General features: G+C 56.9%; 16 protein-coding genes. 13 read left to right on the forward strand and 3 right to left on the reverse strand.

Annotation, left to right across the window (positions count from 1 at the left end; translation table 11 throughout):
• The first annotated feature begins 1,135 nt into the window (after nucleotides 1-1,135).
• From DQX05_RS01930 to DQX05_RS01950, 5 genes are all read left to right on the forward strand, one after another.
• Entirely contained in the window at nucleotides 1,136-1,813 is a 678-nt protein-coding gene (locus DQX05_RS01930) for an SOS response-associated peptidase (RefSeq protein ID WP_119790383.1), read from the forward strand.
• Nucleotides 1,814-2,057: 244 nt separating this feature from the next.
• Nucleotides 2,058-2,786, forward strand: a complete 729-nt coding sequence (locus DQX05_RS01935) for a DNA-3-methyladenine glycosylase (RefSeq protein ID WP_119790752.1) — start codon at nucleotides 2,058-2,060, stop codon at nucleotides 2,784-2,786.
• A gap of 456 nt (nucleotides 2,787-3,242) precedes the next feature.
• Nucleotides 3,243-3,689, forward strand: coding sequence for an ArsR/SmtB family transcription factor (locus tag DQX05_RS01940; protein ID WP_119790385.1), 447 nt, complete (start codon nucleotides 3,243-3,245; stop codon nucleotides 3,687-3,689).
• Nucleotides 3,655-5,931, forward strand: coding sequence for a heavy metal translocating P-type ATPase (locus DQX05_RS01945; protein ID WP_119790386.1), 2,277 nt, complete (start codon nucleotides 3,655-3,657; stop codon nucleotides 5,929-5,931). Before DQX05_RS01940 ends, DQX05_RS01945 begins: the two co-directional genes overlap by 35 nt.
• A 231-nt stretch (nucleotides 5,932-6,162) precedes the next feature.
• Entirely contained in the window at nucleotides 6,163-7,479 is a 1,317-nt protein-coding gene (locus tag DQX05_RS01950) for a cell wall-binding repeat-containing protein (RefSeq protein ID WP_119790388.1), read from the forward strand.
• On the opposite strand, the gene DQX05_RS31325 is transcribed toward DQX05_RS01950, so the two are convergent.
• Together DQX05_RS31325 and DQX05_RS31330 are read right to left on the reverse strand one after the other, a co-directional pair.
• Entirely contained in the window at nucleotides 7,476-7,832 is a 357-nt protein-coding gene (locus DQX05_RS31325; protein ID WP_220483145.1) for a hypothetical protein, read from the reverse strand. The genes DQX05_RS01950 and DQX05_RS31325 overlap by 4 nt on opposite strands.
• A 31-nt stretch (nucleotides 7,833-7,863) precedes the next feature.
• Complete coding sequence (locus DQX05_RS31330) at nucleotides 7,864-8,331, reverse strand: class I SAM-dependent methyltransferase (RefSeq protein ID WP_220483146.1); 468 nt, start codon at nucleotides 8,329-8,331, stop codon at nucleotides 7,864-7,866.
• Nucleotides 8,332-8,569: 238 nt separating this feature from the next.
• On the opposite strand from DQX05_RS31330, the gene DQX05_RS01960 reads away from it, so the two are divergent.
• From DQX05_RS01960 to DQX05_RS31585, 6 genes are all read left to right on the forward strand, one after another.
• A complete protein-coding gene (locus DQX05_RS01960; protein WP_259391731.1) occupies nucleotides 8,570-9,298 on the forward strand; it encodes a DsbA family protein in 729 nt (242 codons plus the stop codon).
• A 20-nt stretch (nucleotides 9,299-9,318) separates the two neighbouring features.
• Nucleotides 9,319-9,741 (forward strand): disulfide oxidoreductase, encoded by a 423-nt coding sequence (locus tag DQX05_RS01965; RefSeq protein WP_087444017.1) that lies wholly within the window; start codon nucleotides 9,319-9,321, stop codon nucleotides 9,739-9,741.
• Nucleotides 9,742-9,782: 41 nt separating this feature from the next.
• Nucleotides 9,783-11,054, forward strand: coding sequence for a methyl-accepting chemotaxis protein (locus tag DQX05_RS01970; RefSeq protein WP_119790392.1), 1,272 nt, complete (start codon nucleotides 9,783-9,785; stop codon nucleotides 11,052-11,054).
• 205 nt (nucleotides 11,055-11,259) lie between these two features.
• The gene (locus DQX05_RS01975; protein ID WP_119790754.1) at nucleotides 11,260-13,011 is read left to right on the forward strand and encodes a glycoside hydrolase family 35 protein; all 1,752 of its coding nucleotides are present in this window, start codon (nucleotides 11,260-11,262) and stop codon (nucleotides 13,009-13,011) included.
• A 157-nt stretch (nucleotides 13,012-13,168) separates the two neighbouring features.
• The gene (locus DQX05_RS31580) at nucleotides 13,169-13,771 is read left to right on the forward strand and encodes a hypothetical protein (protein WP_259391732.1); all 603 of its coding nucleotides are present in this window, start codon (nucleotides 13,169-13,171) and stop codon (nucleotides 13,769-13,771) included.
• Nucleotides 13,772-13,783: 12 nt separating this feature from the next.
• A complete protein-coding gene (locus DQX05_RS31585; protein WP_259391733.1) occupies nucleotides 13,784-14,917 on the forward strand; it encodes a DUF4091 domain-containing protein in 1,134 nt (377 codons plus the stop codon).
• Nucleotides 14,918-15,430: 513 nt separating this feature from the next.
• Here DQX05_RS31585 and DQX05_RS01985 read toward each other — a convergent pair.
• Complete coding sequence (locus DQX05_RS01985) at nucleotides 15,431-16,477, reverse strand: alpha/beta hydrolase (protein ID WP_119790394.1); 1,047 nt, start codon at nucleotides 16,475-16,477, stop codon at nucleotides 15,431-15,433.
• A gap of 177 nt (nucleotides 16,478-16,654) precedes the next feature.
• Here DQX05_RS01985 and DQX05_RS01990 point away from each other — a divergent pair, with 177 nt between their 5' ends.
• Both DQX05_RS01990 and asnB read left to right on the forward strand, forming a co-directional pair.
• Entirely contained in the window at nucleotides 16,655-18,187 is a 1,533-nt protein-coding gene (locus DQX05_RS01990; protein ID WP_119790396.1) for a cobyrinic acid a,c-diamide synthase CobB, read from the forward strand.
• Nucleotides 18,188-18,335: 148 nt separating this feature from the next.
• A complete protein-coding gene (gene asnB, locus DQX05_RS01995; RefSeq protein WP_119790398.1) occupies nucleotides 18,336-20,186 on the forward strand; it encodes an asparagine synthase (glutamine-hydrolyzing) in 1,851 nt (616 codons plus the stop codon).
• The last annotated feature ends 413 nt before the right edge of the window (nucleotides 20,187-20,599 follow it).

Here is a 20,599-nt window from a genome sequence, read left to right on the forward strand (position 1 = left end):
GCCGTGCCTTGCATTTGCAGTGCCTAGGGTTTGCCGTGCCTATCGTCTGCCGTGCTTGCATCTGCAGTGCCTAGCATTTGCCGTGCCTTGCATTTGCCGGTCTCCTGTTCGGACATTGGCTAGCGGCACGTTCCGGGTGGAAGCAAAGAGAGTCGCCCAGCCTCCCCCGCATTATTGGCGCGTCTAAGGATGCCGAGCCTTCCGTCCTTTTCTCGCAGTCTGCCTGCCCCTCATTCCCCCGTACCCTGCCTGCCCTCGTACCCTACATGCCCCCGTACCCTGCATCCCTCCCCGTACCTTGCATGCCCGCGTACCCTGCATGCCCCCGTACCCTACATGCCCCCCGTACCTTGCATGCCCGCGGCGGAGAAGAAGGTTCCCAATGCCGTCTGCCAGGTTATCGGGCCAATTCCTGCAATTTTACAGTATTTTATGGCCCCGCCGGGCCAAAACCCGAAAATTCCTGCCGGATTGCAGGAATTTCCCTGTTTTAGCGCTGTCGGAACTAAATCGGGGTGAAATTGATGTATTTTTGCAGGATTGATCTTTTAGGGAACTTGATCGCAGAAAAATTCCTGCACTTTTGCAGCATTGGTGGGGCGGAACGGTGAAGGGGCCGTGCACCAAGCCGAGGACTCGCGAATTACGCGGCTGGGCTGCCGTCTGAACCTCCTAAGAAGATGGCTGTAGATGGCTGCTTGCCTGGCACTTTAGAGCAGACTGCTATTTTCCTTCGGATATCTGCATAACTTTCCTTTTTTTACAAAACCTAAGCGGAGTTCTTGTTCACGATCCCAGATCTCCCGATGCCGGAGTTGCGGCTGCCAGAGCTGCGGCTGCCGTAGGTGAGGACGCCGGAGCTGCGGATGTCGGAGTGGCAGATGCCGTAGCTGGGGATGTTGGAGTTGCGGAAGCCGGTGTTGCGGGTGCCAGATCTACGGATGTCGGAGTGGAGATGCCGTAGCTGCCGGTGTTGGAGTTGCGTCTGCCGGAGTTGCAGATGTCGAAACCGCAGATGCCGGAGCTCCCGGTGCCGTCAGGGCACCGAACCAGGCGCAACAAGGGAAGCCGGCTTGTGAACACCCTCAACGGATAAGGATAAGGACAAGAGGGTCAAGCAGAAGGAGGATGCAGGATGTGCAGAAGGTTCTCGCTCACCGCTGATTTGCCGGAAATCATTCAGCAGTTTGAGGTCGACAAGGTCATGATTCATTACCGTCACCGCTATAATATCAGTCCCACCCAGACCGTTCCTGTCGTGCTGCAGCGGAATGGTGTGCGGATGCTGGACGAATATCGCTGGGGAATGGTCCCGTTCTGGGGCAAAGACTCCCTGAATGCAGACATTTATTCCGTGCAGGGCAATCCGGCCTATTGGAAGGTCGTCGAGCGCCAACGATGCATAATCCCGTGCAGCGGCTTCTATTATTGGCGGCGGGAAGGGAAGAAGAGCTTCCCTGTCCGGACGGTGCTTGGCGGCAAGGACGTATTCGGCGTCGCCGGGCTGTATGAGCAGTGGAAGGATGCCAAGGGGCAGGCCCATTCCACCTGCACGATCGTCATGACCCGGGCGAACGAACTGGTCGCGGAGTTCGATGGGCGTATGCCGGCCATTCTGGAGCGGGAGGCGATCGGCGCGTGGCTCGATCCGGCCGTGACCGAGGTCGAGGCGCTGGCCCGGCTCCTGGTCCCGTATGATCCAGCGGGCATGACGGCTTATCCCGTCACCGTCCTCGTCAATAACGACGAGTATGACACATCGGATTGCATTAAGGAAGCGACGGATTTGAAATACGCCTACGTGAAGCCGTAGCTTCGGACCCGGCCCAGCTTATCGGAAGGATTTCCGCCGCCATTAGAGTCAGTACCGCTCATCGGTAGGATTTCCGTTGCCCTTCACAGCCAGTACGGCTTAGCAGGAGCGGTTCAGCTGCCATCCGGGCGTGCTCTGTCCCATGCTTGTTCAAACGCGCTTCCGGATGACTCCTCAATCCGATGGCAAGGAATATGCTATCATAGCGTCAAGAAAAGAGCAGGAGAGGAGCGGAAGAATGGAGATGGAGCGAGAAGAGGACATCAGCAGCCAGGCCGAGGCCGGGAAGGGCGAATATACGTTATGTCACCCGCTGGAGCCGAGGGAACGACTGCCACGGTCCCTATACCGGATGGACGCCGTGTCGCTGGCGCAGACCTTGCTCGGCATGGTGCTCGTCCGGCGTACGGAGGCGGGTATCATCCGCAGCCGGATCGTGGAGACGGAGGCCTATGTAGGCCCCGAGGACAAGGGCTGCCACGCTTACGGCGGACTGCGCACGGCCCGGACGGAGCCGATGTTCGCAGATGGCGGAACATCGTATGTCTATTTTATTTATGGCATGTATCATTGCCTGAATGTGGTCTCGGAGCAGAAGGACATGCCGGAGGCGGTGCTTATTCGGGCCGTGGCTCCTTGCACGCCGGAGGACGAAGCGAGGATGCGCACGTTCCGCGTGATCCGCTCCCGCAAGCCGGCCGACCTGTGCAACGGCCCCGGCAAGCTCTGTATGGCGCTGAATATCGACAAGCAGTGCAATGCCCTGGATTTGACGGTCAGTGAGGAGCTGTGGCTGGAAGCGGGGAGCTGCCCGGGAGCAACTCGGATCGTCGCCGCCCCGCGCATCAATATTCCGTATGCGGAAGAATTCGCGGACAAGCTGTGGCGTTATTACATACAGGGCGATCCCTATGTCTCCGTCGTTGACAAGGAAGCCGTGCCGCTGTTGGAGGCGAATCAGATGGAACTGTAGATGGCTGTTGAATTCGATGCAGACGGAGATGTACATAGCTGTTGAAGGCGACGCAGGGAGCGGTAGAAGGCCTGCGGGAATCAGTCGCTAGCCGGGCAGCGGGGCAGGGGCGCCGGAACGATGGCGCCACATGAAGACGCTGTGGACGGCAGGGGCATATGGAATAGAACCGTCAGGAGAGAGTCCCTCGTTCCTGGCGGTTTTGTGCTGTATAACAAGATAAATCGGAATCTGGGAGATAATGAATATAAGCCTTGCTTGGTTGTGGAGATAGCGTACCTCGCATAAAAAAATATAGTCAAACAATCACTTGAATGTTAGAGGGAGATCGGATATAGTACAGATAAGGAAATATTCAATCATTCGTTTGATTGTTTGAAGAGTGCTCCATTTTACTTATCCTTTTACGATTCATGTTCTACATTAAAGCCTCACATAACGAAATGGAATGGAGTGATGACCTTGTTGGAAGAGAAGCGGCAGCAGGCCGATATGAAAGGCTCGGGAACAAGCAAAGACGACGTGTGCGATATTGTATGCTATGACGCGGAGAAGATCCGTCAGCTGCAAGGACGTGTGCAGGAGGAAGAGGTTCAAGGCATGGCGCAAATGTTCAAGGCGCTGTCCGATCCGACGCGGATGAAGATGGCGTGGCTGCTGGATGAGGGCGGCGAGCTGTGCGTATGCGACATGTCTATCCTGACGAAGCAGTCGATTGCGACCGCGTCGCATCATTTGCGCTTGATGAAGTCGCTGGGGATCGCGACCTCGCGCAAGGAAGGGAAGAATGTCTTCTATTCCCTGGCGGACCACCATATTCGGACCTTGATTCGCATGACATTGGAGCATATGAGGGAGGAACATTGCCATGAAGACACAGGAGCGGGAGAGAACAGAAGCTAACGAACGCGTTGTGTACAAAGTGCAAGGGCTGTCTTGCGCCAATTGCGCAGCCGGGCTGCAGGAGGAGATCCGTAGGCTGGAGTTCGGGGAAGATACCGTGATCAGCTATAACAGCTCGACCTTGAAAATGCATCAGCGCGTTGATATGGATAAAGTGCGGCGCATCCTTCGTTCGGATGGGGCGCGACTGGTGGAAGCATCGCAAACGGCCGGAGCGGCCGCCGCAGGCGGCCATGCCCATGGCCATTCGCATGGCGACGGCTGCTGCTCCGAGGGAGCGCATAGCCATGATCATGGGCATCACGATGCGGAAGGACACAGCCATGGCCATGATCACAGCCACGGCAATATGAATCGGATGAAATGGTTTCTCGGCATTTCCGGCGCCTTGTACTTATCGACCTTCGTACTGGACGGCCGCCTGCCGGGCCCCGTCCTTATTGTCATCTATCTGGCTGCGATGGCGCTTAGCGGCTATGTTACGTTTTTGAAGGGCGCCCGCAATCTGCTTCGGTTGCGCTTTACAATGGATACGCTGATGACGGTTGCGTTGACCGGAGCAGTGCTCATCGGGGAATGGAAGGAAGCGACGCTGGTTGCCATTCTGTTCGGGCTGAATGAGATGCTGGAAGGCTACGGCATGGAACGGGCCCGCCGTTCGATGGAGACCCTGCTTGCCGTCGCTCCGAAGGAAGCGACCGTCATTCGGAATGAGCAGACGGTGTCGATTCCGATCGGGCAGTTGGTCGTCGGCGATATTGTACTCGTCCGTCCGGGCGAGAAGATTCCGTCCGACGGGACGGTTATGGAAGGGCGGAGCGCTGTCGATGAAGCGGCGATTACGGGTGAATCGCTTCCCGTCGCGAAGGAAGTTCAGGACACCGTATTCGGTGGAAGTGTGAATACGGACGGGGTCCTGAAGGTGCGGATTGACAAGGCGTATGAGGATTCGTCGCTCGCCAAGATTTTGCACCTCGTGCAGGAGGCGCAGGACACGAAGACGCCGACGGAGCTGTTCATCGACCGCTTCGCCAAGGTATATACGCCGATTATTATGGCCGTTGCGGCGCTTGTCATTGTTATCCCGCCCCTCTTCTTCGACGGGGATTGGTATAAATGGCTGTATCAAGGCTTGGCGGTGCTGATTGTCGGTTGTCCGTGCGCCCTGGTGCTGTCGTCGCCAATCGCCATTGTGAGCGGCATTACCCGGAACGCCCGCAACGGGATTCTCGTCAAAGGCGGCGTTCATCTGGAGCAGCTTGGCAAGATCGAAGCGCTGGCCTTCGACAAGACCGGTACGCTGACCAAAGGCGAACCGGCCGTGCACGAGGAGGCCGTCTACGATGCCGGCCGCTTCTACCGGATTGCCGGTGCGGTCGAGCAGGCTTCGCTCCACCCATTGGCGAAGGCGATTATACGCCATCTGGAAGTGACGCGGGCGACGGCATTCGAAGAGCCGTCGGAGAGCGAGACTGTGCCCGGGGAAGGTATCCGGGCGGTCGTTGGCGGTTCCGTGTATTGGGTAGGCAGCGAGCGCGTGTTGGACATCGTCCAGGCGAGCGGAGCAGCCGCTGATCGCATCCGGCAGGCCCGGGACGAAGCGGAACGCATGAAGGCGAAGGGCTTGACCCTGGTCGCCGTTGTCTCCGAGCAGGACGGGGAGCCGCTTGGCCTGTTCGGGCTCGCGGACGAGATTCGTCCGGAGAGCCGCGCTACCGTGGCTGCGCTGCATGAAGCCGGCGTGAAGCATACGGTGATGCTGACGGGCGACCACACCCAATCGGCGAAGCAGGTCGCGGATGCGGTTGGCGTGACCGATTGGTTCGCGCAGCTGCTGCCGCAGCAGAAGGTCGGCAAGATTAAGGAACTGGCCGCGAAGTACAAGGTCGCCATGGTCGGCGACGGCATCAACGATGCGCCGGCGCTCGCATCCGCCCAGCTCGGCATCGCCATGGGCAAAGGGACGGACAGCGCCGTCGAGACGGCCGATATCGTGCTGATGCAGGATCACCTCGGCAAGCTGCCGAATGCGATCCGGATTTCGAAGCACGTCAACCGGATTATCCGCTGGAATATCGGCATCGCGCTCGGCTTGAAGATTGCGGCGCTGCTGCTCACCATTCCAGGGCTGCTCACGCTGTGGATCGCCATCCTCTCGGATATGGGAGCGACTATTCTCGTCACATTGTTGGGCTTGACCATTCTGCTCGGCAAAGATAAAGATGTCGCCGGCGTCAAATAAAGCCGAACTTGCCATAACGCAATATTCAGACCTTCCCTTGACTTCTCGGAAGAGACGCGAGGGGAGGTCTTTTTTTGCCGTCGGGCGCAGTTGGGAGGAATCGCGGAGGACATGAGGGGAAGAAGGGCAGCGGATTGGCGCCGGAACAAGAAGCCGGAGGCAGGATCGTGTAAATGGGGACAACTATGGAAATAACTTTACAGAATGTATGAAGTAAGGAGTGGGTATGTAATGACGACAGTCGAACAAGGCGATCGCTCCAACCGCCGCAGGACCCGGGAACCGGCCTGGAGGGCAGCCCTCCGCTCACTGCGGGATCAGGGTCAGGGCTTCAGGCGGATTGCCCGTCTGCCTTGGGGAGCCGTCCTGCTTGCCGGCGTCCTGCTGCTTGCTGCCGGCTGCGAGAAGAGCGAGCCGGTGACCGGAGAGGCCGCGTTCCATGCCGGCGAGCCGCTGGCGGAGGATCGGGCACATGATGCGCCTTGGATCGCCATGAAAAATATGGTCCGCATCAATACGAACGATCCGGTGAAGGCCGCCGTCTACGTGTCGCGCACGGTATGGCCTGCCGGAACGGATAATCAGCGGCCGAACGCCGTCGTGCTGGTGCCGAAGGAGGATTGGGCCATTGCGATGGCGGCAGCCGATTTAATCCACTTTCCGAATAACGGGCCCTTGCTCTATCTTGATGCCGATGGCATTCCCGACGATACATTGGCCGAGATGAAGCGGCTGAAGCCTGTCGGATCTCCCGAAAATAACGGCATCCAGGCCATTGTTGTCGGCAAGGTGAGTGATGACGTCTTGAAGGAGCTTCGCGGGCTCGATCTGAAGGTCGATGCGATTCAAGGCGATGATCCGGCTCGCATCGCCTCGGCCATCGACGCCTATTATACGCGCGTAAGCAAGGAACGGCCGTCCTCGGTCATTATCGCTTCCAGCGAAGAGGCCGCCTACGCGATGCCGGCTGTCAACTGGATTGCCCATATGCCGGAGCCGGTGCTCTATGTCAGCAGGCAGGGCATTCCGCAGGCGACCGCCGACGCCCTCGCCAAGCGGCGCAAAAAAGCCGTAATGTACGTGTTAGGCCCGAAGGAGCTCATTCCCGAGGAAGTGCTGGAGCAATTAAAGGCTTTTGGCAGAGTGGAGCGGATAGCGGCGGACAGTCCGATCGATCTGGCGATCGCGTTCGCCAAGTACTATGATCAGCAGACAGGCTTCGGCTGGAGGATTAGGACGCCGGGGCACAATTTCTCCTTCGTGCGCGAAGGAGATGAAGAGCTGGCGGTCATTCAGGCGCCGTTCGCCCATCTCGGTAAGCACGCTCCGCTGCTGTGGACGAGCGGAGGCAAGATCCCGCCGCAGGTGCAGGCCTATCTTGAGTCCGTTCGGCCCCGCTATAAGGAGACGCCGGTCGAAGGGCCGTTCAATGCGGCCTGGCTGACCGGAGCAGAGGAGACGGTCATGCCGAGCGTGCAGAGCGCCCTGGATGCGCTGCTCGAAATCGAGCCGCAGTCCGGCGCGGGGCATGGCGGCCACGGCCACTAAGCCTCGGTTCGCACGCTGCGCGCTGAACCCCAAGAGAAGAGCGCGAGCCGGATGAACCGCTCGCGCTCTTCTGCTTCATTCGCGCAGCGTCTTATGCGCCGCGAACCGCAGCCTTGCATAGTCCAAGGTCCATCGTCCCCGCTGTACAACGAAGGACGACACCGTTCCTTAACGAGACGGAACAGGCGGCCTGACTCCTTCTCTCCTACGGCGTGGACGAAGGGCTTAGCGAAGCTCTCCAGCCAGTAATCCATTCCGGCATCGCCATCCGGAAGCGCGGTAGGCCGCTTGAAATGAACGGCCATATCGACATGGAAGCCGACCGCCTCCAGCAGCGCGGCGTACTCTCCCAAGGAAGGGAAATACCATGGATGGAAGGCAGAGTCATCGATTCCGTATTCGGCAACGCAGCAGCCTCGATAGCTTGCTCCACAGTCCGGATATTCCCCCGGCTGCCGAACGCCCCGACGAACCGCCCTCCCGGCCGCAAGCATCGCCATACCTCGGCGAGAACCTGATCCGCCGCCTCATCCAGTGCAGCGCCGCGTTCGAGAAGACCGCATCGAACGCTTCCGCCATCGCTTCAGGCAGGGGGCATTCCGCGTCTGCGACGATGAAGCGCAGATTCGGGTATTTGCGGCGTGCCTGTGCAATCATTGCCTCCGATTTGTCGATGCCGACCACATGAGCCCCGCTCTCCCGGATGCGGGCTGTGAGATCGCCGGTGCCGCAGCCGACATCCAGCACGGATTCTCCCGCCTTCGGCTGGAGCAGTTCAATCACATTTTGTCCATGGGCGGACACGAATCCAAGCTTGCTGTCATACAGTTCAGGACGCCACTCGTCTGCCATTACTAGGTCACTCCTTTTCGCGCTTCAGTATGGTTTGATTATGGCACAGGCCTCTTTATTGATGAAATATATAAATCCTATCATCTTTATAATTAATCGAAATAACTTGATTTATTATGTTAACAAACAGTGACATACCTCACAGATCTGAAGAGAAAATTTTTAAAACAAATGGAAAATTGTCCGTATATCTATTAAAGTTAAGAAAGGAAGAAACAAGTAGAAAAGGGTGAATCCATTGGCAAAAACTACGAAACACCGAGCGGCCTCTAGCTCGCGCAAAGGAAAAAAAGGCACTGACCGCGCCTTTTTGTTAATGATCCCCATCGCAATTGTCGTCTTGGCCGTTCTCATTTATGTCTTGAATCAGCAAGGGGAGAAAATGAAGCAGGAAGAGATGGCGAACCAGCCTCCGGTTGAATTCAATATAGCGGGACAGCCTACGCTTGGGAATGCCGATGCCTCCGTATCGATAGTGGAATTCGGCGATTACAAGTGCCCGGCTTGCAAAATTTGGAATGAGACCCTATACCCTCAATTGAAAGCGGACTATATTGACACTGGCAAAGTGAAGTTCACGTTTTTGAATAAGCTCGTCATTCCGGGCTCCGAATTGGCGGCCGAGGCGGCCGAAGAGGTGTTCCGCCAGCAGCCGGAAGCGTTCTGGTCATTCCATCATGAGCTGTACCGCGCGCAGCAGGACGAGAGGAAAGACTGGGCCACAGCGCCGTTCCTCATTGATTTTGTCCAGCGGACGGTGCCGGATCTCGATACGGCCCAGTTGGAAAAGGCGCTTCAGGATCGCACAATGCGGGATGAAGTGATGAAGGACGAGCAGCAAGCGGCTCAGGCCCAGGTTCACGGCACGCCGGCGGTGTTCGTAGACGGCGTGGAGTTCGACGGCAATTATCTAGATTATGAAAGCCTCAAAGCGATGATCGATAAAGCTTTAGAGAAGGCGAAATAAACCGAACTGGGGGAACCGCTATGTCGAGCATTCGAAGATATGCTTTGCATCTCGCTTGGCTCGTTGCTATCATCGCGACGGGCGGCAGCTTATATATGAGCGAAATTCTGCTCTGGGAGCCATGCAAGCTGTGCTGGGTACAGCGTATCTTCATGTACCCGCTGGTTCTGCTGCTGGGGATTGCCGCTTACCGCGGCGACCGGGGGATTTTCCGCTACACCTTGCCGCTGTCGATTATCGGAGGCTCGGTGTCCATTTATCATTACATGGTGCAGAAAGTTCCTGGCATGGAGGAGATTTCGCCTTGCCGGACCGGCGTGCCTTGCGGTTCCGATTACCTTGATTTATTCGGTTGGATTACGATTCCGTTGTTGGCTCTCGTTGCTTTTGTCTTGATTACGATCCTGTTGTTCACCGCGAGTAAGGACGAATCCGAAGAGTAGAGACAAACCATACCGTTCATCAATCATGGGGAGATGACAAGATGAAATTCGGATTTCAGATGAAAATGGTGTTGGGGTTGCTGATTGTATCGGCGGTCACGTATGCGACCAGCGGATTTTTCATCTTTATTTTGAAGCCGGTATTGGCGCCGGATATGAACGCCGTTGTCTATGATGCCATAATTTTTGCGCTTGGCATCTTCTGGACATGTTTTCTCGGTTGGCTGGCCGCCCGCTTCATCGTCAAGCCGCTGACCCAGTTGGCGAAGGCGGCTGACGAAGCGGCGCAGGGCAAGCTGAATGTCGACATACCGGCCTATCGGTTCCATGATGAGATACGCGTTCTCGTCGAATCGTTCGGGACGATGATACGGAATCTGCGGGGCATGATTGCGGAGATTAAGCAGAGCGCGGAGATCACGACGCGCAATACGGAGATGCTGGGGGATGCGATGTCGGCGGCTGCCGAGCAGATTGAGCATATTTCACGGACGGCGGAGGAGATGAACCGGGGGGCTGAACGGCAGGCCGAATGGACGGCCGAATCGGCGGCGAGGGTCGAGCGGATTCACGAATCCGCGGTGGGCGTGCAGCGCCAGGCAAGCGACACCGAGCAGATGACCTCCGAGATGCTGGGAGCGCTGGCCGACAGTGAAGACATGCTCAAGTCAATTATCGATGGCATGCTTCATGCCGCGGAATCCGGCCAAGCCTCCATCCAGACGGTGGAGCGCCTAAATGATCAGGCCGCCCAGATTGGGGGTATCTCCATTGCCGTACGGGAGATCGCGGATCAGACGCATCTTCTCGCCCTGAATGCTTCCATTGAAGCGGCCCGGGCCGGAGAGCAGGGTGCCGGCTTCGCGATTATCGCCTCTCAGGTGCGCAAGCTCGCTGAACAAAGTGCTGAAGCTGTCGGCAGCATTAACGAGCGCATCGTACATATGCAGTCCCAGGTTGAGGAAGCGGTTCGGCTCATTACCGCACAGGTGGAGATGGTCAGCGTCGAAGCGGGGAAAAAAGACGATGCGGCGGAGGCGCTTCACACGATTGCGGAAGTGACCCGGCGGGCATCCTCCTCGATGCGCGACATTGCATCGGCGGTCGGACAGCAGACCGAGCAATTTGCCGCTACCCTCGGGCAGACGAAGCAGATGGCCGTCGTCGTGGGAGAGATGGCGTCAGGCACAAGGCAGGTGGCGAGCGCCACGCAGGAGCAGACCGCGATGATGCAGGAAATCGCGGCATCCTCGGAGGTGCTGCGTGAGCAGGCAGTCCGCTTGAAGCGGCAGACGGAAGTGTTCCGAGGCTGAGCCTCAAGCGGAATGAAATAATGAAGTTGAACGAGACTTGCACCGGTATGAGCGGAGCAAGTCTCTTTTTGCAACATTTGTGCATGCAGGTGGTAAAAAAATTGCATGTTCATTTGCTGGAAAACCGCTATCATGAAAGTAAGGTCTGCCACAGATCGAAGGAGCAGGTATGATCCAGGATGAAATCGGCGAAGGAGAGAAGTCAATGACAACGCTTTCTTATGACGAAGGGCAATTTAAGATGGGCGACCGCCCCATTCAGCTTATTTCCGGTGCGATACATTATTTTCGCATAGTGCCGGCCTATTGGGAGGATCGGCTGCGCAAAATCAAAGCGATGGGCTGCAACTGCATCGAGACCTACGTAGCCTGGAATGTGCATGAGCCGCGCGAAGGCGAGTTCCATTTCGAAGGCGTGGCAGATGTGGCGGAGTTCGTCCGCCTCGCCGGCGAGCTTGGCTTGTATGTGATTGTCCGTCCAAGCCCGTACATTTGCGCCGAGTGGGAATTCGGCGGCCTCCCGGCTTGGCTGTTGAAGGACGACATGAGATTGCGTTGCAATGATCCGCGTTTTTTGGAGAAGGTGGCAGCTTATTATGATGCGCTGCTCCCTCAATTGACGCCGCTGTTGGCTACCAAGGGCGGCCCGATTATCGCTGTTCAGATCGAGAACGAGTATGGAAGCTACGGTAACGACCAGGCGTATCTGCAAGCGCAGCGGGCGATGCTGATCGAGCGCGGAGTCGATGTGCTGCTGTTCACCTCAGACGGCCCTCAGGATGACATGCTGCAGGGAGGTATGGCGGAAGGCGCGCTTGCGACCGTCAACTTCGGTTCCCGCCCGAAGGAAGCGTTCGACAAGCTGAAGGAGTACCAGCCGGATGGCCCTCTTATGTGCATGGAATATTGGAACGGCTGGTTCGACCATTGGTTCGAACCCCACCATACCCGCGATGCGGAGGATGCGGCTCGCGTGCTTGACGACATGCTCGGCATGGGCGCCTCCGTTAATTTCTATATGGTGCACGGGGGCACGAACTTCGGCTTCGGCAGCGGCGCTAACCACAGCGACAAATATGAGCCGACCGTTACAAGCTACGATTATGATGCTGCAATTAGCGAAGCCGGAGATCTGACACCGAAGTACCATGCGTTCCGTGAAGTTATCGGCAAGTATGTCTCTCTTCCGGAAGAGGAGCTGCCAGCGAATACGCCGAAGGCGGACTATGGCTCCGTCCCGGTTACCCGCCGCGTGAAGCTGTTCGATACGCTGGAGCCGATGACGGAGGTCAAGGATAGCATTTGTCCGGAACCGATGGAGAAGTACGGCCAGAACAATGGCTTCATCGTGTACTCGACTCGCATCAGCGGACCGCGTCCGGAGAGCCGATTAACGATTCAGGATGTGCGGGATCGGGCGCTGGTGTTTCTCGATCGCAAGCTGATTGGCGTCGTGGAGCGCTGGAATCCGCAATCGCTACCGGTCACAATACCGGAGGGTGGCGCCCAACTGGACATTCTGGTCGAGAATATGGGCCGGGTCAATTACGGGCCTCAACTGTATGACCGCAAAGGCATTACGCATGGGGTGCGCCTGAATGGACAGTTCCTGTTCCATTGGGGGGTTCGTTCGCTGGAGTTGGAGACGCTGGCCGGCTTGAGCTTCGATGCAGCGGCGGCTAGGGCATGGGAAGAGGAGCAACCGGGATTCTATGAAGCGAAGCTCGTTATTGAGGATGAGCCTAAGGATACCTTCCTTCGTCTGGAAGGATGGAAGAAAGGCGTTGTCTTCGTGAACGGCTTCAATCTGGGCCGTTATTGGGAAGTAGGCCCGCAGCAAGCGCTCTATGTTCCGGCCCCGGTTCTGCGCCAGGGCGAGAATGAGATTGTCGTGTTCGAGCTGCACCGAGAAGGGGAGCAGCTGCGCTTTGAGGCAGCTCCGTCGCTGTCGAAATAAATAGGCTTTAGTTCATACAGGTAGTAAAAATAATGCATGTTCATTTCTCGCCAGATCGTTATGACGGGAATAACGTTAATGTTCACCCGCAATTTTAGATCCAGCAGCAGCGGTTCGCCAGCGCCGTGAACTATGCGTGCGGCAGAGGAGTGTGAGCTTGATGTATATTGGCTTGAAAAATATGTTCCATAAGGAAACGCGCACATGGAAGGGATGGACCCATTATACCCAGCATGCGGCTGACGGCAATGCTCCTTATGAGATAGCCAGCTGCAGGCGGGACAGCGCCGCGTTTCAGATGCTTGTGGCGGATGATCAGCCTTTCCTGCTGACGACACGGCCGGATGCGCTGTTCTGGAAGGGGGGCGCGCTTCGCATCGCCCGAATCGAAGTAACGGCTGAGGGCGTCCATGTGAAGCCGGAGATCAAGCTTGTCGGCTTCATCGGAGATGATGACGGCACGCCGAAGACCGATCTGCTGCTGGAGGATGCCCATATTCATGTGCAAGCCCGGCAGGTGCAGCCGGTATGGGTGGAATGGCATGCGGACGAGAAGATGAATCCGGGAACGTACGAAGGCAAGGTGCGCATCTACACGCATACGTTGTTCGAGGACGAACAGCTGGCAGGAGAATGCGACTTCCGGTGGACCGTCTTGCCGGAGACGTTGCCCGATCCGCGCGATTACCGGTTTTATCTTGATTTGTGGCAGCATAGCTCCAATATTGCCCGCAAATACCATACCGGATACTGGACGTAAGAGCATTTCACCGTGCTGGATGACTACCTGGAGAGCATGGCCCGGCTGGGTCAGAAGGCATTGACTGTCATCGTATCCGAGATTCCGTGGTCCGGACAATTCTCGTATAACGACCGCGAGCCGTCCGATCTGTTCGAGTACAGCATCGTCGCCGTTAGCAGAAGCGCGGACGGAGTTTTTCATTATGATTTTTCCGCCTTGGACCGCTACATTGCTCTGGGAGAGAAGCATGGCATTCGCGAGGAGATTGAGGTCTTCGGGCTGTTGAACATTTGGCAGGAAGCTGAATCGGGATACGGTTCCATTGTCGAGGGTGCTCCCGACGGGGTGCGGGTTCGATACTACGATGAAGCGAGCGGAACGTACCGTTTTATACGGGAAGAGCAGGATTTGAAGGCCTATGTTCAGGCGCTGGAGCAGCATTTTGTCACGACCGGCCGCATCGAGCGCGTCCGCATTTTGGCAGACGAGCCGGCAGAGTATGATTTGTTCAATCGCCGTCTGACCTGGCTGCGCGACGCGGCTCCTTCCTTCCGTTACAAGGTAGCGATCAACCATGTGGAATTTGTGGAAAAAAGCTTGGAAGGCGTATCCGACTATGTGCCCTTGTTCAATTGTGCCGTGAAGGAGCATCAGCGACTGATGGACCAGCGTGCGTCGATCGAGGGCAAGCTGCTCTATTACGTCTGCTGCAACCCGTCACGCCCGAATACGTTCCTGGCTTCCCCGCCGCTGGAGAGCCGGCTTATCGCCTGGTTCGCCGAGCGCCTCGGCATAGATGGCTTCTTGCGTTGGAACTACACGGTCTGGCCCGATAAGCCGCTGGAGCGAATCGCTTACCGCTCTGAAATATGGAAGGCCGGGGATACGAACTTCGTCTACCCTGGCCCGCTCGGCAAGCCGCTGCTGTCCCTGCGTTACAAATGGCTTCTGCGCGGCATCCGCGACTACGAATTGATGCAGATCATGAAGGCAGAGGGCAAATCCGCCAAGGTACAGGCCGCCCTCGATCGCGTCTTCCGGTACGGAGGCATACAGGAATGCGATCCGGAGCGCGGAGCTTCTCCCGAAGCTCTATACAGCCTCAGGGCTGAAGATTACGACAGCCTGCTGTTCCAGCTCGCATCCGTCCCGGCTCAGACTTAATAGATTGAATAGGTAGCGGCATCCGGACTTGCGGGTGCCGCTTTTTATTTTGGAGGACGGGAATAGTGGTGGAGGGGATATCAGAAACGGGAAACTTGTGCGTACGGTCCTTACGGTTAATCTCCCAACGGCTCAGGAATAAATCGTCCGGTATGAATGTAGAGACGAGCTACTTTTATTCAGCGTGTTTTCTCGAAAATAGGTCTTCATCTGCCAGGTGCAGAGGGATATGTAGCGCCGAGAAAAGAGTTGTTGGGCAAGAATGACAGACATGGAGATGCCACGTTGATGTACCGCCTTCCCCAAAGTTACGAGCCGATGGGATATTGTCCAAAAGGGACTAAAGAGGCGGTTGTATAAGGGGTGTCGTCGATAAGAGGACGGAGGCGCGCTACCCGTGAGACCCGTGATGCTCGTGTATAACCTTGGGTAATCAAGCTCTTAACTTCTGAGGGACGGGGATATCGGGGAGTTGATGAGCATGTACTCCCCGGTTGGCTTGGCTGTGAATCGTCATGTAGCACGATGCATGGACGCATGCGATGGTTCTTCTTGGACTTGGTATGCGGGATACGGCTGCTGAACCGAGGGGGCGTCTTGGTGCTTGCTCGGATCGATCTCCTCCATTTCGCGGGCGGTTGGGAGGCCGGTATGTTGGATGACGAATTGGGTCACTTTGTCGGCATACCGTTCTTTGTCGTAGCAGTAGGCAACCCCATGGGTGGCCTCGTCGATCAGCAGCAGTTCCTTCGGCTCGGGCTTAGCCTCGTACATATCGATGCTCATTTGAGTCGGGACGAAAATGTCCGCTGCTCCGTGGATGAACAGAATGGGGAGCTTGCAGGTCTGCATTACCTTGAGCGGGCTGACATCTTTCATGCGGAATCCGGCTTTGCTTTTCAGCAGAATGTCGATCAGCTTCATGAAGGGCCAGGCCGGAAGTCGATTCAGTACGGTGACCTGATGATGTATGAGCTCTGTCAGATCGGAATAGGGACAGTCGGCCACGATGAATTTCACGCACGGATGAGGATTGGCAGCGTACTCCAACACGGTGCCCCCGCCAAAAGACTGGCCATGCAGCCCGATGGTGCAGTCCTTTCCTTTATTCGCGATAATCCAGTCTACCCAGGCTTCGATATCGCGCTTTTCCTTCAATCCGAAGGTGGTGTGAATCCCTTCGCTCTGTCCGTGCCGCCGCTGATCGACCAGCAGGGCATTGTACCCGAGCTTGAAGAACATGTTCATGAATTGGGCCGACCACGGAAGAGCGGATGTGTAGCCATGCACGATAATGACGATCCGATCGGAATAGGGGTGCTTTTCAATGTAATTGCCGTGAAGCTTCAATCCGTCATGGCTGTGAATAAAAATCTCTTCTTTATCGCAGTCGTCGAATTCTTGCTTGCTGAAGACGCGATATTGCTCCAGCAGCTCGAAGCAATTGTCGTAGGTGGCCGGTCTTTTGCGGGTCATCTGGTAGACGGCATATCTTGGAACAATCCAGGCGATTAGAACGAAGATAATGATGAGCGTGCAGGCCAGGAAGATGTAGATCATATCCGCTTGTTCCCCTTGTCAGTTATTGTCGATACGATGGTATTAGGTTGTGCAGGAAAATGGCAATTTACACATCCCCGGGTAGGGCTGCTGCCGCTCGCCTGCGCGATCACGGTTGGCGTTCGCGGTAGAGGTTCTGTACAATGGGGAAAAAGAGATGCGAAAGGATAAGACACCATGTCCGAACTTCATTCCACTCATTCGACATTTATCGAGCGTAATCCGAAGAAGGGGCCGCGCCGGCTGCTTATTGCCGGAACCGGAAGCGGGACCGGGAAGACGACGGTCACCCTAGGACTGATGCGGGCGCTTACCCGGCAGGGCTGGAAGGTCCAACCGTTCAAATGCGGGCCGGATTACATCGATCCGACTTATCATACCGCCGTATGCGGAGCAAGTTCTCGCAATCTGGACGAATGGATGTGCGGATCGGAAGCGATGAGGTCGACCTACCTCCGCCATTCCGCAGAGGCGGATATCGCGCTTATCGAGGGCGTAATGGGGATGTACGACGGGCGCCGCGCCGACAGCGATGAGGGGAGCGCGGCTTCGATTGCGAAGCAGCTCGACTGTCCGGTGCTGCTCGTCATTGATGCGTCAGGCATGGGACGAAGCGCCGCGGCGATCGTGCTCGGCTTCCAGCAGCTTGATCCCGAGGTGCGCCTGGCGGGCGTCATCGCGAACCGGGTTGGCAGCGAAGGCCATGGCAAGCTGATCCGTGAAGCGGTAGAGCAGGTATGCGGCGTGCCGCTGGTGGGCTACGTGTTGCGGGAAGACGGATTGCAGGTGCCGGAGCGGCATCTCGGCCTTGTGCCGGCTGTGGAGCGAGGCGGGCTGGAGGGGCTGTTCGACCGAATGGCCGACGCCGTCGAGGTGCATACGGATATGGAGGCTCTGCTTCGCATCGCGACGGTCGATACGGCGACTCGGGAGGAAATGGCCAACGGCGGTGGCCCCATGAAGCGGACGGACACGGAGGCTCTGCCCGCTGGTGAAGCGCGCCCAGCGGAAGGAGCCGGCACGGTGGCGCTGACCAGCGGGGCGGAGCGGCGGCTGCGGTTGGCGCTCGCTTATGATGCCGCGTTTCATTTCTATTACGCGGATAATCTGGAGATGCTCGAAGAGGCCGGCTTCGAGCTGGTGCGGTTCTCGCCGCTCCTGGACGAGCCGGTGCCCGAGGATGCCGATGGGCTTTATATCGGGGGCGGCTTCCCGGAAGCTTTTGCCGAGCAGTTGGCGCGCTGCGCCCGGACGCTCGGATCGATTCGGGAAGCTGTGGAGGCGGGCCTACCGACGTTCGCCGAATGCGGCGGATATATGCTGCTGATGGAGCGGCTCGTCACCGTTGAGGGCGAAGTCTGCCCGCTGGCCGGTCTGCTTCCGGGCGAGACGCGGATGGGTATGAAGCTGGCCGCGCTGGGATACCGGGAGGTGAACGGCGCGGACGGCAACTTCCTGCTGCGGGGCGGGACGGCGAGAGGTCATGAGTTCCATTATTCGACGATTGAGGAGCCTAAGGCGGGGCTGAAGCAAGCTTATCCTCCGGCCTATCTGTCCCGGGGAAGGGCCGGAGAGAAGCCGGAAGGAGCGGTTCATCCAGCCGGGCTGCCGCTCGTAGCCGGGTATACGCATCTGCATTTCGCGTCGAATCCGGAGATTGTGGCGAATTGGCGCGAGGCCTGTGTCGCATTTCGTCAAAAACGTATATAATGAATCAGTACGGGTCTAAAAATGTCAAGGCCTGTATACGATATCCAGCTAGCAATGCCGCGATTGCGGCAAGTGCCGACTAGCGCCAACTATATGTTGACATACTTCATGAATAGACGTATGCAATGATCGAAAGGATTTGGAACCGATGTGTGGCATTGCCGGAATCTATCATTTTCATGATCAACAACCATCCGAACATCTCATTCGCAGCATGATGGATTTGATCCATCACCGGGGGCCGGACGATGCGAAGCTGTGGATCGGCGACCGGGTCGGCCTGGGCTTCCGCCGGCTGTCCATCATTGACGTTGCTGAAGGCGCGCAGCCGCTGAGCAACGAGGATGATTCGGTATGGATTATTTTTAATGGCGAGATTTATAACTATTTGGAGCTGCGTGAGGATCTCCTCAGCCGCGGCCATCAATTCAAAACCAATACAGATACGGAATGTATCCTGCACCTGTATGAAGAATACGGAACGAAGTGCGTCAACCATCTCCGGGGAATGTTCGGCTTCGCGATCTGGGATCGGAACAAGCAGGAGTTGTTCCTGGCCCGCGATCATTTCGGCATCAAGCCACTGTATTATTACATGAACGACGAGATGCTCGTCTTCGGATCGGAGATCAAAAGCATTCTGGCCGTTCCGGGCGTGGCCCGTCAGGTCAATATGAACGGCTTTTACAACTATTTGACCTTCCAATATGTTCCCGATCCGGAGACAATGTACGCCGGCATCTATAAGCTGCCGCCGGCTCATTCGATGACGATTAGGCTGGGCGAGCAGCCTGTAATCGAGAAATATTGGGACCCGATGTTCGAACCGGTCGATCGCCCGCTTACTCAGGTTCTCGACGAGATTCGTCACGTCATGCGCGACTCGGTAGAGCATCATCTGCACAGCGAGGTGCAGCGCGGGTGCTTCCTGTCGAGCGGCATCGACTCGACGATTACGTCCACGCTCATGCGTTCCATCGAGCCGATCAAGACGTTCAGCGTCGGCTTCGAGGGGCCGAACGATGAGACGATTATCGCCCGCGATACGGCCCGGCAAATCGATACCGATCACTACGATCGGATCATTACGCAGGAGATGTATTTTGACGCCGTGCCGCGCGCGATCTGGCATCTGGACGAGCCTGTGGCCGATCCGTCCGCGATCGCGCTGTATGAGGTCGCGCGGCTGGCGAAGGAGCATGTTACGGTCGTGCTGTCCGGGGAAGGCGCGGACGAGTTGTTCGGCGGCTATCGCATCTATCGCGAGCCGCATTCGCTGCGCTATCTGTCCTGGATGCCGGAAGGAATGCAGCGCGTGGTGAACAAGATGGTGCGCGCCGTACCGTTTTCTTTCTACGGGAAAAACTACTTGCTCCGGGGAACGACTCCGCTGGAGGAGCGCTTCCTGGGCAATGCCAATATCATGACCGACGATGCGAAGGCGGAGCTGCTCCGCGTCAGCGCGGATGAGATTGCGGCCTATCAGAAGCCGTTCGAGATCGCACGCCGTTATTATGACCGTACTCGTCATCTGGATCCGGTGTCGCGGATGCAGTATATCGACATGAATCTGTGGATGCCGGGCGACATTCTGATGAAGGCGGACAAGCTGACGATGGCGCATTCGCTGGAGCTGCGCGTCCCGTTCCTGGATCGCAAAGTATTTGACGTGGCCCGTACGATCCCTGCTTCCTACCGGATTGCCGAGAAGACGACGAAGTATGCGCTGCGCAAAGCGATGGAGGGCATTATTCCGGATTCGGTGCTCCACCGGCCGAAGCTCGGCTTCCCTGTCCCGATGCGAGATTGGCTGCGCACGGAGCGGGCCGGCATCATGTGGGAGGAGCTGGCTGCGAGCGGCATCGATCCGCTCGTCAACCTGAGCGCGGTGGAAGAGATGTTCACCCGCCACCGCAACGGCCAAGGCGACTACTCCCGTAAAATCTGGGTGCTGTACGTGTTCGGACTCTGGTATCGGACGTATATGCGCAAGCAATAATCCGATGCTCGTGTCGTGTAAAGCATGTTATAAGTTGAAGGGCGCTTCTCCTTGGAGAGGCGCCTTTTTGTCTCGTAAAAAGGAGGGATACCAACGCGAAAAGCCCACCTAAAGTGGGCTTGGTGCATATCGTATAAGGATGATGCATGATTAGGGCGCCTCAAGGGATGCGCAGATTAGCTCGGGTCACGTTGTGGGGGGGATAGCACGAAGCCAAGCTTTCATGTTATGGTTAGACCACTATTACTATTAAACCAAAACATTCCAAAAAGGGACTGAGTCGTATGCTAATGATATTCGTTGAAAATTTTATGCTTGCGTTTGGGATCGGTATTATTATATGTATTATCTCTTCGATAAGCCATCATCCCAAGCCGGAGTATCGGTTCGGGATGCACGATGTCAACCGCAGT

It is taken from the genome of Paenibacillus thiaminolyticus (assembly GCF_003591545.1).
Classification (GTDB): Bacteria; Bacillota; Bacilli; order Paenibacillales; family Paenibacillaceae; genus Paenibacillus_B; species Paenibacillus_B thiaminolyticus_A.

Coding starts and splice junctions, on each gene's coding strand:
- DQX05_RS01950 (WP_119790388.1), top strand. CDS start 6,163: ATGACGACAGTCGAACAAGGCGATCGCTCCAACCGCCGCAGGACCCGG.
- DQX05_RS01930 (WP_119790383.1), top strand. CDS start 1,136: ATGTGCAGAAGGTTCTCGCTCACCGCTGATTTGCCGGAAATCATTCAG.
- DQX05_RS01945 (WP_119790386.1), top strand. CDS start 3,655: ATGAAGACACAGGAGCGGGAGAGAACAGAAGCTAACGAACGCGTTGTG.
- DQX05_RS01975 (WP_119790754.1), top strand. CDS start 11,260: ATGACAACGCTTTCTTATGACGAAGGGCAATTTAAGATGGGCGACCGC.
- DQX05_RS01985 (WP_119790394.1), bottom strand. CDS start 16,477: ATGATCTACATCTTCCTGGCCTGCACGCTCATCATTATCTTCGTTCTA.
- DQX05_RS01940 (WP_119790385.1), top strand. CDS start 3,243: ATGACCTTGTTGGAAGAGAAGCGGCAGCAGGCCGATATGAAAGGCTCG.
- DQX05_RS01965 (WP_087444017.1), top strand. CDS start 9,319: ATGTCGAGCATTCGAAGATATGCTTTGCATCTCGCTTGGCTCGTTGCT.
- DQX05_RS01935 (WP_119790752.1), top strand. CDS start 2,058: ATGGAGCGAGAAGAGGACATCAGCAGCCAGGCCGAGGCCGGGAAGGGC.
- DQX05_RS31330 (WP_220483146.1), bottom strand. CDS start 8,331: ATGGCAGACGAGTGGCGTCCTGAACTGTATGACAGCAAGCTTGGATTC.
- DQX05_RS01990 (WP_119790396.1), top strand. CDS start 16,655: ATGTCCGAACTTCATTCCACTCATTCGACATTTATCGAGCGTAATCCG.
- DQX05_RS01970 (WP_119790392.1), top strand. CDS start 9,783: ATGAAATTCGGATTTCAGATGAAAATGGTGTTGGGGTTGCTGATTGTA.
- asnB (WP_119790398.1), top strand. CDS start 18,336: ATGTGTGGCATTGCCGGAATCTATCATTTTCATGATCAACAACCATCC.